General features: G+C 70.5%; 6 protein-coding genes. 5 read left to right on the top strand and 1 reads right to left on the bottom strand.

The window, feature by feature from the left end:
* The first annotated feature begins 1,256 nt into the window (after nucleotides 1-1,256).
* From D6718_10280 to D6718_10260, 5 genes are all read left to right on the top strand, one after another.
* Complete coding sequence (locus D6718_10280) at nucleotides 1,257-3,734, top strand: TonB-dependent receptor (protein ID RMG44339.1); 2,478 nt, start codon at nucleotides 1,257-1,259, stop codon at nucleotides 3,732-3,734.
* Nucleotides 3,731-4,648, top strand: a complete 918-nt coding sequence (locus D6718_10275) for a hypothetical protein (GenBank protein RMG44338.1) — start codon at nucleotides 3,731-3,733, stop codon at nucleotides 4,646-4,648. The genes D6718_10280 and D6718_10275 overlap by 4 nt, the downstream gene beginning before the upstream one ends.
* A gap of 2 nt (nucleotides 4,649-4,650) precedes the next feature.
* Nucleotides 4,651-5,517: a co-chaperone YbbN gene (locus D6718_10270; protein ID RMG44337.1), complete on the top strand. Its 867-nt coding sequence runs from the start codon at nucleotides 4,651-4,653 to the stop codon at nucleotides 5,515-5,517.
* The gene (locus D6718_10265; GenBank protein ID RMG44336.1) at nucleotides 5,514-5,954 is read left to right on the top strand and encodes a ferredoxin; all 441 of its coding nucleotides are present in this window, start codon (nucleotides 5,514-5,516) and stop codon (nucleotides 5,952-5,954) included. The genes D6718_10270 and D6718_10265 overlap by 4 nt, the downstream gene beginning before the upstream one ends.
* A 1,443-nt stretch (nucleotides 5,955-7,397) precedes the next feature.
* A complete protein-coding gene (locus D6718_10260; protein ID RMG44335.1) occupies nucleotides 7,398-11,609 on the top strand; it encodes a hypothetical protein in 4,212 nt (1,403 codons plus the stop codon).
* Between the two features lie 738 nt (nucleotides 11,610-12,347).
* Here D6718_10260 and D6718_10255 read toward each other — a convergent pair.
* Complete coding sequence (locus D6718_10255) at nucleotides 12,348-13,079, bottom strand: hypothetical protein (protein RMG44334.1); 732 nt, start codon at nucleotides 13,077-13,079, stop codon at nucleotides 12,348-12,350.
* Between the last annotated feature and the right edge of the window lie 4 nt (nucleotides 13,080-13,083).

Genomic DNA, 13,083 nt, shown 5'->3' with positions numbered 1-13,083 from the left:
GTGGGTGGACTGGGAGCAGGACGCCGGTGGTTTGGGGTGGAGCGAGCTGCAAGCGGACGGCCGTTGGTCGCCGGCGAGGTACGAGCCGGTGGCGGACGCGTCGGACGAGGAGTCCGGGCGGCTGAGAATTGCGCGCCGGGTGCTGCACTGACCCGATGCGGCGCCCCGGCGCCTGCTGCAGCTCCGGTTGCCGGGGAGGTCGTTCCCCCCGGTCTTGCACGGTCCGGCGCGTGGGTGCCGGATAGGTCGCGGCCCAAAGGCCGGGCACCTTTCGCTGAAGGCGTGTCGGATGCCTTGATCGTGAACGCTCGGTGGCGGTGCTCGCCGCCCTCGGCCGATTTCGCAAACTGGCGGCTCATCCTCGAGCTGTTCCTCCCGGGGCCGCAGGGGATTCCGCTCCGCAACCGACGAAGGCGCTTTTCGAGCCGGCGCTTTCCACCGGGCCTGTCCGCCCGAGCCTCCGCCCCCTGCAGGCGCGAGACCTCACCGCTTATCGATACTTGAAGTGCTTCCCCATGGTGCGTTTTTACAGCACAAGTCGCTGAGCCCTCGGAGGTTGGCGTACCGATCCGCCCGCTTTGCGGAAAATCGGCGCAAAGTTCCGGTCTTTCATCGAGCTGACCGGCGTAGCGCGCCTTCGAGGGCGCGCCTCTTTTCGAGTCGGCGGATCGTGCCCGCTGCCGCCTGATGGGAGGCCCCCTCTTGCGAGGCGCACCTTCGATCGTGCGCTTTCGCATCCAGGCGGCGGAGCGCTCGGAGGTTGCGATCCCGGACGGCTCCTTGCCCGCGAGATCTAGCGAGAGCGTCTTTCTCCGTTCGAGCAGCGCGGCGTTTCGCACCATTGGGGGCACCCTTCGTTTCACTGAGGCATCCTCGGGCCACCGAGTCGCAGAAAAGGGGGCGCCCCGGCGGTGCTCGCCACCATCCGACTCGATGTCGGATCCCAACTTCGTCCCGACTTCGCGCGAAGCGGTGGATGCGAGGCCGCAACCGCCGAGCGCGCCTCGAGCTGGGCGAAGAGCCGCACCTTCGCGGGCTCTCTCACCCGGAAGAAGGGGAAATCGCGCGGGAGAGAGACCGGCCGGATTGCGGACGCAGGTTCGCCCCGCCGCCGCTGAGGACACAGGTCGCGGCGAGGCCGAGCGTGCCGTCCGCGCGAAGCCGCCCCGCCGCCGGTGCAGCGGCGGTCGCGACCCTCGCCGCCGCCCCACTGCAAAGCCCGTCCCGGAACGGTTACCGGCCACTTCGCGGAGTCTATGGAGCGAGCGCCTTCCTCGAGCTTTCCTCAGCCGGGCCCGATGCCGGCGGCGGTCCGGTCTGCCGGTTCGTGCCGCACGAGAGGGATCGGATCGGAACGGCGCTCTTGCCCCGGCCGGTGGGGTGGGCGGAGCCCCGGGATGCGAGGCCAACCGGCTTCGCGTATACGAGTGCCGATGCCGCGCCACCACCCGTGGGCTTGCAAGGCCTTCCTCCCCGGCGCCGATCGCGACCGCCGCGGGCCCGCCGCCCGTGGCGGATTCCCGATCCGGGCGATGGCCTTCGTCTTGGCTCTCGCCGCATCGTCCGGAGCGGTGTGGGCGTGGGAAGGCCGGCTCATCGGTCCGGACGGTGCTCCGCTCGTCGGCGCGCGTGTGACACCGGTCGGGGGAAGCGCCGGCGTGCTCACCGACGGCGAAGGTCGGTTCCGGTTGCCGGGAGAGGCTCCGAGCGCTTCCGCCCTGCTCGTGGAGCGCGCCGACGGATCGCTGGCTGTCGTGGAGATTCCGCCCGGCCATCGCGGCCCCGTCGAGATCCGGGTGCCGTCTTTCGGGGGGCTCAACATCCGCGTCACCGCCACAGCCGCCGGACAACTGCTGGCGCCGCCCGGCTCTCCGACGCGCTCGTTCGACCGGGACGATCCGGCCTTGCAGCGAGCGCGCTCTTTGCAGCAGGCGGTCTCCGCTTTGCCCGGAGCCGCCCGCGCCCACGAGGATCCCGACCGGGTTCCGGTGTTGCGAGGGATGGGGCAAGGCCGGACGCTGCTCCTCCTCGACGGCGCACCCCTCGGGAGCGAGCGCCGTGCCGGCGTGTCCGGAGGAATCTTCGACAGCGGGACCTGGGGAGGCCTGGACGTGGTGCGCGGGCCGACCGGTGTGGCCTACGGCTCGGCGGCGATGGCGGGAGCGCTCCTGATCAAGAGCCCCTGGGCGGAACCGGCCGGATCGCCCGCCGTCGAGTTCGATCTTTCCGCCGCGGCGGGCGGGAATCCGGGGGCGGCAGCCTCGCTCCGGTGGCGGGCGCAGGGTTGGGCGGTGGCCGCCGCGTGGCGCGCTGCGCCCGACCCGGAGGCACCCGGCGGGACGCCGCTCGAGGGCGAGTTCCGGCGCCGGTCCTTTTTCGCCGGCAAGAGCCTCCTCGTCGCCGGCGGACTGCTCCGAGTGGGAATTCGGGCGGACCGTCTGGCCGACGCCGACCGGCTCCAGGCGCCCGATCCGGCGCGCCTCACCCGCTTGCCGTCCGAGGGGCAGGAGCGAGTGGTGGCGCGGTTCGAGCGGGGTGGGTCGCGGCCGGCGTCCTTGCTGTTTTGGGGCGCGCGCGGCCGGCGCACGATCGAGCAGCGGCGCGATCTGACCGTGCGGGCGGAGACCTCCGAGCAGGATTACGGCTTCCGTTTCACCAGAAGCGGATCGTCCGCCGGAGGATGGTGGCTCGTCGGAGCGGAAACGCGTTGGCGCCGGGGGATCCGGACCCGGATCACGGTCGCCGGGCGACCGGACCTCGATGGGGTGCCCCTGGACGACGGCGAGCAGCGATCGGCGGCATTCTTCGCGCAGGGCACGCGGCTCCTCCCGCGAAGTTGGTTTCTCGCCGCCGGGCTCCGAATCGAGCCGATCCGTTCGAGGGCTGTTTCCCTCGACCGCGTTCTCGGCAGAACGACGACCGCCACGGCGGGTGTGATCGCGCTCGGCCACCCCCTCGCCGGAGGTGAGGCGAGCGTCCAGATCGCTCGCGGATTCCGCGAGCCGCTCCTGTCGGAGCGTTACTACCGAGGGATCACCGGTCGCGGCATCGTCGAGCCGAACCCCGATCTGGAGCGGGAGCTCAGCCGGCAGATCGATCTCGTCTGGCGGCGAAGCGGGCCGCGCCACCATGTCGAAGTGGCGGCGTTCGAGGCACGCATCAGGGATGTCATCGTGCGCCGCCTGGTCGCGTCAGGGGAACTGGACCGCTACCGCTTCGAAAATGCCGGCCGCGGTCTCGTGCGCGGTTTGGAGCTGGATGCCGCCCTCCGGCTCGGACCGCGGGCGGGGGCCCTCCGTCTGACGGCGCATCGCATCCTCGGCCGCGACGGGGAGAGAGCCGCCTTGGACGACATTCCCGCCGCCGGGGGGACACTCGCGTGGGAAAGGGAGAGCCGGAGGGCGGGGTGGCGCGCCGAGCTCGTGGTGCGCGGCCGGAAATCCGACCCCGGTCCGGGGGAACAGGTGACGCCGGGATGGGCGCGGATCGACGTCGGAGCATTCCTCCGGCTCCGCCGCGGCCTGTCGCTGTCCGCCGGGATCACGAACCTCCTCGACAGGACGATTCCCTCCTCCCCGCGCCGGCATGCTCCGGCGGCCCCGGGCAGGACGGTCACGGTCGGCCTGCGGTGGAGCGGGCCGGCCGCCCCGGCGGGGCCCCGTGCCACCGGCACCCGCCCCCCGTATCCTCGGCCGCGGGGGCACGCCGGGATGCCGCTGGATGGAGAGGGATGACGGGACCTCCGAGGAACCTGAGAGCGCGGCTTCACGCCCCGGACCCGCTCATCGCGGTCGAGCTGCGGCCGCCGCGGCGGGATCTTGCCGCCCTGTCGGCGCTGGAGGCCTGGATCGACGTCTATCAGTCGGTCCGGCGCCTGGCCGGTCTCGATACCGTCGTTTTCCTCACCGACAGCGCGGTGGGGACGGACGAGGAGGAGAATCTCGCCCATCTCGAGCGCAACCTCGGCCGCGAGGCTCAGCGGGACCGGGTGGTGCCGTTCCTCACCCTCAAGCATTCGCTCGAATACTGCCGGCGATTTGCCGCGAGAGCCCACCACGCCCGCTTCCCCGGGCTCGTGGTTCTCGGAGGGGACAAGCACGACGGGGTGCCGCGCTGCCTGCCGCACGCCTGGCAGCTCCGGGAGCGGTTGCGGCGGGAGTTCCCCGGACTGCTTCTGGGGGGGTGGGCGAATCCGTACCGGGACGCCGCCGAGCAGGTGGGCTACCTCGCCGACCATGCGGAATCGCTCGACTTCGTCCTCACGCAGATCGTGTCCCACCACGACATCGGCCCGCTGCGAGCGTTCCTCGACGAGGCCGCCCGCCGCGGCCTGGACGTTCCGGTGCTCGTGGGGGTTTTTTTCTACAGAAGCGCGAGGGCGGCGACGCTCGACCGCCTGGCACGCTTCATCCCGGTGCCGAAGGATGCATTGGCGAAAGAGTTCGCGGCGGGCGCCCGCGCCGAGGAGATCGCCGCACGCACCCTCCGCGCGGCGCTCGAGGCGGGGGCGACGCGGTTCTACGTGAGCAATCTGCCGGTGGCACGGGCCCCGGGTTGCCTGTCCCGGATCGCCGCCGCCGCGGGGCTTCCAGCGCCCGCGCCGCTTGCGCCGCCGGGCCGGGCATCCTATGAACGGCGCCGGAGGTGAGTATGGCGGGCATGGTGGCGGACGTCTCGGCGGCGACGTTCGAGCGAGAGGTGCTCGAGCGGTCCCGCAACGTTCCGGTGGTGGTCGATTTCTGGGCGCCGTGGTGCCAGCCCTGCCGCGTTCTCGGTCCGATCCTCGAGGAGGCGGTGGGCGCGATGGGCGGGCGAGTGGCCCTCGCCAAGGTGAACGTCGACGAGAATCCGGAACTCGCCGAGGCGTTCGGCGTGTCCGGGATTCCCGCCGTCAAGGCCATCCGCGACGGCCGGGTCGTCGCCGAGTTCGTCGGGGCTCTCCCTCGGGATCAAGTCGAGATGTTCCTGCGCCGCCTCGTTCCGGACGCCGCGGAACAGCGGTTGGCGGAGGCGCACCGGCTGGCGGAAGCCGGACGCCTGGAGGAGGCGATCGCGACCCTCGAGGACGCCATCGCGCAGGGAGGCGAACAGGCGAGCGCCGGGGTCCGGCTCGCGCTGGCGCGCCTGCTGGTGATGGCGGGACGCACCGATCGGGCCGCGGAGGTGCTCGGTTCGGTCGAGCCGGGAACGCCGGAGCACGACCAGGCGGAGGGCCTCAGGCTCCTGCTCGCGATGCTCGAAGCCGGCAAGGCGGCCGGCGGAACGGAGCCGGCGCGGCAGCGCGTGGCCGCGGACCCGGCGTCCTCGGAGGCAAGGTTCGCCCTCGCTGGAGCGCTGTGGGCGGCCGGGCGGCGGCGGGAGGCGATGGCCGAGCTGCTGGAGATCGTCCGCCGCGATCGGGGCTTTCGCGATGATGGCGCACGCCGCGCGCTGCTCGCTGCGTTCGAGATTCTCGGCCGTGACGATCCCGATGTCGCGGAAATCCAGGGACGGCTCGCAGGAGTGCTCTTCTCATGAACGCCGGCGGGTCGAGAGAACGGGCGGCCGCCCTCGCTCGGGCGCTCGGCGTGGGGCGCGCGGCTCGGCACGTCTTCGTCTGCTCCGGGCCGCGCTGCGCGAGCGCCGAGGATGCGGCCCGGGTCTGGCGCCGCTTGAAACAGCGGTTGAAGCAAGAAGGTCTGACGCCTCCGCCGCTCGGAAAGGGGGATCCCGGCGCCTCTTCCGCCCCGAACGGCCCCGTGGTTCTGCGTTCCAAAGTCGACTGTCTGAGGATCTGCGAGCAGGGACCCCTCTTGCTCGTGTATCCGGAGGGCGTCTGGTACCGGGGAGTCACGGAGGAGATCGTCGATCGAATCGTCGACGAGCACCTCAAACAAGGACGCCCGGTCGAAGAGCACGTGTTCGCCGTCGCCCCGCTCGGGATTGCGGGACCCGAACGGGAGGGCGGCCGGTAGCTCCAGCCCCTCGGTGAGAGATGCGCCCCTCGGGAGGGGACCCTCGAACGCGCGCCACGCCGGCCGAGGGCTGCGAAGGCCAGCAATTCGGCCCGATCTCGGGCATCGATCCATTCGAGGCCGGAACTTCCAGTCCCCCAGCGATTTCGACGGGGAACGCACCGTCCGGAATGCACTTCCCACGCCGCGGGAAGCTTCTCGGTCGGCCGGCCCCGCGGGTCCCGCCGTATGCCTTCCGGCCGCTTGCCGGCACGCCGACCAGACCGGTAGACGGCCGCCGTCCGAAGAGATCCACGTGAGACCCCGGCCGCTCGCCCCCACCCGGCGGCAGCGGCGTGGCCACGCGACCGCCGCGCGTCGCGCGCCAAACCCCCTTCCGGTCGTCCCGCCGCCCGACTTCCGGAACCCGCCGATTTCGCAGCCCTGTTGGGGTGCACCCTCGACGGCGCGAACCGGGGCGCGACTCGTTGAAAGACAGGCAGTCCCGGCGCTTCGCGGCAGAGGGGCGCTTGCCGCCGGACTCCCCCGGCAGCTCCAGGCACGCGGCTCGGGCCGGACTCGCGGCAAGCGGGCGAACCGAGATTGGATCGTTCGATGCTGCAACGAACCCCGTGGTACGCACCTACGGGAATGCGCCGATTCCCCGCGAGATGCCTCCCCAGTGGTGCGGAATTCCGCCGAACCCACTGAGCGCTCGGCAGTGGCTGCCAACCGCGGTCCGTAGCTGTCGGCGTCGGGGGCCGGTCTCTGTCGAGCACGAACGCGGGGCGACGGCGTGGAGGGGCGAACGCGACCGCGAAGCCGTCACCGCCGGGCATCTCAGAGCGTCGGGTGACCGGCTCGGGGCGGAGCTCCCGGGGTCGGGGGCCGACTGGCCCTCCGCAGGACGCACCTCACGCCTTGCCGAGCGACGAGATCGGGCGCTCGAGGCCGCGTGGGCCGGGCCCGGCGCCGGTGGCCTACCCGAAGCGGGAAAGTGCGGCCGATGACGGCAAAGCGCGATCGGATCGGTGCCCCCTTGTTCGCGACCCTGGACGGCGCGGGTGCACTGCGCCCCGTGTCTAACTCCTTTGGTTGACGATGTTTCGGCGTAAATAGAGCGCAGGCGGTTCACTTTCCGAACGCCATCGGTTTCAATTGAAGGAGGCAACCGCAGTAACCGGGGGGACGATGCGACGCTAGCCGGCCAGCCGGGCCTTCGCTCGAGCACCTACGAGAGCTGCCAACGCGCCTCGCCGTCCCTTTCGCAAGACCAGGAGGAGGTTCGAGATGCGGGGACCGAGGACCTTCCTTCCCTTCCTTTTGTCCGGATTGACCGTTCTCGCCGCTGTCGGTCAGGTGCGGGGGCAGCAGCCGTCGGCGGACTGGCTGTCCGAGGTGCAGCGGCGCATCGCGGAGAAGGAATACCACGTCACCTGGCAAACGCAGAGCTAGCTCCCCGACGTGTCCGCTGCGTGGCACGCCCCCAATCGCGCGCACGGCTTCCGGACCTACTTCACCGAGGTCGGACCGCGCGTGATCTCCCGTACGGAAACCGAGCCGACCTGGCAGTGGGGGCTGGCGCTCGTGGGTTACGGCCGCGGGGGTCGCGTGCGGGCCGTTCCCGAAGCCGCGCTGAAGCCCGCGGAAAACCGGATCGACTACGAGCGGGGGCTCGTCCGTGAGTGGTACGACAACTCGCCCCGGGGTCTCGAACAAGGCTTCGTCGTCTTCGGTCCTCCGGAAGCGCTCGAAGCCGAGCCGCTCGAGGGAGCGCCGCCGCGGGGGCCGCGGGCCTCGCGGGTGGAGCCGTCCCAGGCGGCCCGGCTGGCGCACCTGGACCTGAGGCTTCTGGGCACGCTCGAGCCGATCTTTGCCGAGGACGGCCAGGCCGTGGACTTCCGCACGGGCCGCGGCGTCAACCTCGTGCACTACGCCCACCTGCGCGTCACGGATGCGGGAGGAAGGGAACTTCCCGCGTGGATCGAAGGCTTCACGCAGGGCGGTGTCGGAGGCGTACGGCTCGTCTTCGACGACACGGAGGCCGCCTACCCCGTGACGGTGGATCCGCTGGCGACGAGCCCGGCGTGGACGGCGGAAGGTAACCTGGCGGACGCCTACTTCGGTTTCTCCGTGGCGACGGCGGGGGATGTCAACGGCGACGGCTACAGCGACGTGATCGTTGGAGCCTACGGCTACGACGGCATCTTGGAGACGGACGAGGGAGCCGCCTACGTCTACCACGGATCCGCCTCCGGGCTTCACACGGGGGCGGCGTGGTCGGACGTAGGCTATCAGGCATACGCTTACTTCGGGATCACGGTCTCGACGGCCGGTGATGTCAACGGCGACGGCTACGCGGATGTCATCGTTGGCGCGTACCAGTACGACAACGGTCAGGTCAACGAAGGACGGGCTTTCGTCTACCACGGCTCCGCCACGGGCCTCGAGAGATCGCCGGCGTGGACGGCAGAGGGCGATCAGTCGTCCGCCTACTTCGGGAGGTCGGCCTCGACGGCCGGAGACGTGAACGGCGACGGCTACGCCGATGTCATCGTTGGCGCGTACCAGTACGACAACGGCGAGGCGAACGAAGGGCGGGCTTTCGTCTACCACGGCTCAGCCTCCGGCCTCGAGACGTCGCCGGCGTGGACGGCAGAGAGCGATCAGGCGTCCGCTTTCTTCGGGATGTCGGTCTCGACGGCCGGTGATGTCAACGGCGACGGCTACAGCGACGTGATCGTCGGTGCGTACTCCTACGACAACGGGGAAACGGACGAAGGTCGCGCTTACGTGTTCCACGGCTCGCCGTCAGGTCTCGAGACGACCCCTGCGTGGACCGCGGAAAGCAACCAGGCGTTCGCCGAGTTCGGGTACTCGGTCTCGACGGCCGGAGACGTGAACGGCGACGGCTACAGCGACGTGATCGTCGGTGCGTTCCACTACGACAATGGGGAAACGGACGAAGGTCGCGCTTTCGTCTACCACGGCTCCGCCTCGGGCCTCGAGACGACGCCGGCGTGGACAGCCGAGAGCGATCAAACGTCCGCTTACTTCGGGGGCTCGGTTTCCACAGCCGGGGACGTGAACGGCGATGGCTACGCGGATGTCATCGTTGGCGCGTACCAGTACGACAACGGCGAGGCGAACGAAGGACGGGCTTTCGTCTACCACGGCTCCGCCTCGGGCCTCGAGACGACGCCGGCGTGGACGGCAGAGAGTGATCAGGCGTCCGCCTCCTTCGGGAAGTCGGTCTCGACGGCGGGAGACGTGAACGGCGACGGCTACAGCGACGTGATCGTCGGTGCGTACCTCTACGACAACGGCGAGGCGAACGAAGGCCGGGCTTTCGTTTACCATGGCTCCGCCTCAGGTCTTGAACCTAATTGGTCTTGGAGGGCGGAGGCCGGGCAGGACGTTGCCAGGTTTGGCTGCTCCGCCTCGACGGCCGGTGATGTCAATGGCGACGGCTACGCCGATGTCATCGTGGGCGCGGAGGAGTACGACAACGGTCAAGCTGCGGAGGGCGCCGCCTTCGTCTACCACGGTTCCGCCTCCGGCCTCGAGACGTCGGCGGCCTGGACCGCCGAGAGCGACCAGGCGTATGCCTACTTTGGCCACTCGGTCTCGACGGCCGGTGATGTCAACGGCGACGGCTACGCCGATGTCATCGTGGGTGCATACTATTACGACAACGGCGAGGAGGACGAAGGCCGGGCTTTCGTTTACCACGGCTCACCGGCAGGTCTCGAGACGGGCCCTGCCTGGACGGCCGAAAGCGACCTGGCGTTTGCTAGGTTCGGAAGCTCGGTCTCGACGGCCGGCGATGTCAACGGCGACGGATACGCCGATGTCATCGTGGGCGCGTACCATTACCACAACGGTGAGGCGACCGAGGGGCGTGCCTTCGTGTACCATGGCTCCGCCTCCGGCCTCGGGATGTCGCCGGCGTGGACGGCCGAGAGCAATCAGGCGGGTGCCCTGTTCGGGTACTCGGTCTCGACTGCTGGAGACGTCAACGGCGACGGCTACAGCGACGTGATCGTCGGTGCGTACCTCTACGACAACGGCCAATCGTCGGAAGGTCGCGCTTACGTCTACCACGGCTCGCCGGCAGGTCTCGAGACGACCCCTGCCTGGACCGCGGAAAGCGATCAGACGGACGCCGAGTTCGGGCACTCGGTCTCGACCGCCGGAGACGTCAACGGCGACGGCTACGCGGATGTCATCGTCGGGGCGCCTTACTACGATTCTGGCGAGACGGACGAAGGTCGAGCCTACGTCTACCACGGTTCCGCGACGGGTCTCGAAACGACCCCCGCCTGGACCGCCGAAAGCAACGTGGCAGACGCCAGATTCGGTTGGTCGGTCTCGACAGCCGGAGACGTGAACGGCGACGGCTATGCCGACGTGATCGTCGCCCCTTATAGCAGCGGGCAGGACCTCCATGTCTTCCACGGCTCTGCTTCGGGGCTGGGCACAAGCCCTGCCTGGACAGCCGCGACCATCGGCGGCAGTCCTTTCGTCTCGACAGCCGGTGATGTCAACGGCGACGGTTACGCGGAGGTCGTCGTCGGAGAAAAATGGGCCCCCAACGGCGGGCGCGCGTATGTCTACTACGGCAACGGCGGACCCGGCCTGAGCCTCAAGCCGGAGCAGCGCCGGGCCGACGACGCGGGCCAGATCGCGCGCCTCGGCCACACGCGCACCCCGGACGGCTTCCGCCTGGCGGCCATCGGCCGCTCCCCGTTCGGGCGCGCGAAGGTGAAGCTCGAGTGCGAGGCGAAGCCGGCGCGGCATTTCCTCGACGGCTCGAACACGCAGGCGAGCGCGAGCTGGTTCGACACCGGAACCTCGGGCGTTTCTCTCAATGAGCTGGTCGCCGACCCCGAGCCCGGCCGCTACCACTGGCGGGTTCGCCTGCTCTACGATCCGGTCACTTCCCCCTTCGCCCAGGCCAGTCGCTGGTTCACGATCCCCTGGGGCGGCCAGGAGGAGACGGACCTCGCCCAGTCGAGCACCATCGGCGGCGTCGTCTGGCTCGACGCCGACGGCGACGGCATCCGCCAATCCGACGAAGCCATGCTCGGGTCGATCACCGTGCAGTTGCTCGATGAAGGCGGCACGGTGATCGACCAGGCGCTCACGAACGCCGCGGGCGAGTACGTCTTCGTCGTGGATCCCAATGCGAGCCATCGCGTCCGGTTCGTGCTCCCGACGGGGTATCAATTCACCCTCAAGGACCAAGGTGTGGACGACACCCTCGACAGCGACGCCGATCCCGTCACCGGCGAGACGGATCTCATCGGCCCGCCCTACCAGGCCTCCGACAGCAGCGCCTGGAGCGCCGGCATGCGCCAAGAGGGGCCCTGCCTGGCGCCGGACGAGGAGGTCTACATCTACAGCCAGACCATTGACGCCAACGGCAACAACGTCCTCCACTTCCAGGATCCGAACCAGCCCGATCAGGTCACCGGCTACAACGTCTATCGGTCCTCCGACGCCTCGTTGCCGCCGGATCAGTGGCCGCTGATCGCCTCGAACGTCACCGACATGGACGAGGCCGAGCCCAACATCCAGTGGGTGGACAGCACCGGTGACACCTCTCCCACCGGGATCTGGTACTACGAGATCGCCGCCTACAACGCGATCTGCGACGCGGAGGGACCCCGATAGGCCGCGTAGAAGAGCGAACGACCGGCGTGACGGCTGCGCGCGCCGCGTGCGGTGAGCGCTTGGCGAGGTTCGAAGGGCGAGGGCGGCTTCGTGGCCCTTGTCGTGGCCGGAGGGGATCCCTGCGGCGCCCCCGGTCCGGCGCGGGGACAGCACGCCGCCGCGGCTGGAGCGTCGTGCCGGGGTGAAGCGGCGGATCGCGGAGCCGGTAGCCCCCCTCCATCTGGCCCGCGGAGGCTCATCGTCCCGGGATAGCCGCCGCGTGGCGGGCCCCCGACCGGGCTCGCGGCTTCCGGTCCAGCTTCACACCGAGGCGGACCGCGAAGACTCCGCCTTGGCTGGCCGTCGCTGGCCCCGAGCACCTGGAGCGAGCCGACCGGGCGGGGGAGGCCGGAATCTGGGAGGTGCTTCCTCGATGGTGCGAAACGACGCGCAACTCGGTGTACGACGGACACTTCGGCCCGACCCCCCGTCATCGATCCGCTCGAGACCGGAACCTCCCTTCGTCCAGCGAGTTCGGTGGCCCGACGCACCATTGGGGATGCCCCTCGCGGAACTTGCGGGCCGCGGCCGCGGCGGCCTCGTGCGCGCTCTCCACGAAGCCTGTCTGTCGTCGCGGAAAAGCCCCATCTTCGACCAGCGAAGTTCCCACCGACGACGGTCGCGAGAACTCGCCATCGGGACCTCGAACCAGGTTTCGTCCTCTTCCGGCGTCGGGAGTCGCCCCGGGGCCGAGACGTTTCACCGACTGCCGACGCGCCCGCTGGTCCCGCCGCCCCACCGCGGCACCCGCTCCGCCCGGATCCGCCGCTGCCCGGTGCTCATCCGACCCGGCCGCCGCAGCGGGGCCGCGTCATTGTCCACCGCGTTCGTCAGGCGACAGCCCCGGCTGCGCGCAGGGCCCGACCGCCGCAGCGGCGCCACGCCTTCCTCCACCACCGCCTCCGCCCCCGGCCAGATCGGCGTGCTGATCTCCACCGGCTCGTACTGGCTGCCGGCGAAGCTCCGCAGGCCGTCCAGCTCGAACCGCCCCGCCCGGTCCCAGGGAAGCCGGTCGACAAACTCCTTCAGGATCAGCAGGCACTGGCCGGCGAGGTAGATCCGCCGGCGGCGGACGCCGCCGGGGGAGACGCCGAGGGAGCGGGCCGCCTGGCGCTCGGCCTGGCCCTCGCAGAGGGGATCGAACAGGGCGACGGCGAGACCGGCGATGCGGCAGCGGTAGTCGGGGCCGAAGACGGAGGAGCTGAAGCTGCGGCGGCACCAGGGGCAGGTGAAGCGCCAGACGACGGTGCGGCGGGAGGGGACGGGTCGTCCGCCGCGGCGTTGGGGTTTCCAGCCGCGGGAGCGGGCGTCTTGGCGGTGCGCGCGGCAGGGGGAGTAGGGGCAGAAGGGGGGTTCGAAGCGGCGGGCGGCCTCGAAGGCGCGGCGGCTGCCGCGAAAGCGGGAGCGGCGGGGATGTCGCCTTCGGGTCATGCCG

The sequence above is a fragment of the Acidobacteriota bacterium genome, assembly GCA_003696075.1.
Classification (GTDB): Bacteria; Acidobacteriota; Polarisedimenticolia; order J045; family J045; genus J045.
This window is presented reverse-complemented; position numbering and strand designations above follow the sequence as displayed.

What these genes read in the sequence shown, in the direction of transcription:
- D6718_10280 (RMG44339.1), top strand. Translation starts at nt 1,257, where the DNA reads ATGGAGCGAGCGCCTTCCTCGAGCTTTCCTCAGCCGGGCCCGATGCCG.
- D6718_10265 (RMG44336.1), top strand. Translation starts at nt 5,514, where the DNA reads ATGAACGCCGGCGGGTCGAGAGAACGGGCGGCCGCCCTCGCTCGGGCG.
- D6718_10270 (RMG44337.1), top strand. Translation starts at nt 4,651, where the DNA reads ATGGCGGGCATGGTGGCGGACGTCTCGGCGGCGACGTTCGAGCGAGAG.
- D6718_10255 (RMG44334.1), bottom strand. Translation starts at nt 13,079, where the DNA reads ATGACCCGAAGGCGACATCCCCGCCGCTCCCGCTTTCGCGGCAGCCGC.
- D6718_10275 (RMG44338.1), top strand. Translation starts at nt 3,731, where the DNA reads ATGACGGGACCTCCGAGGAACCTGAGAGCGCGGCTTCACGCCCCGGAC.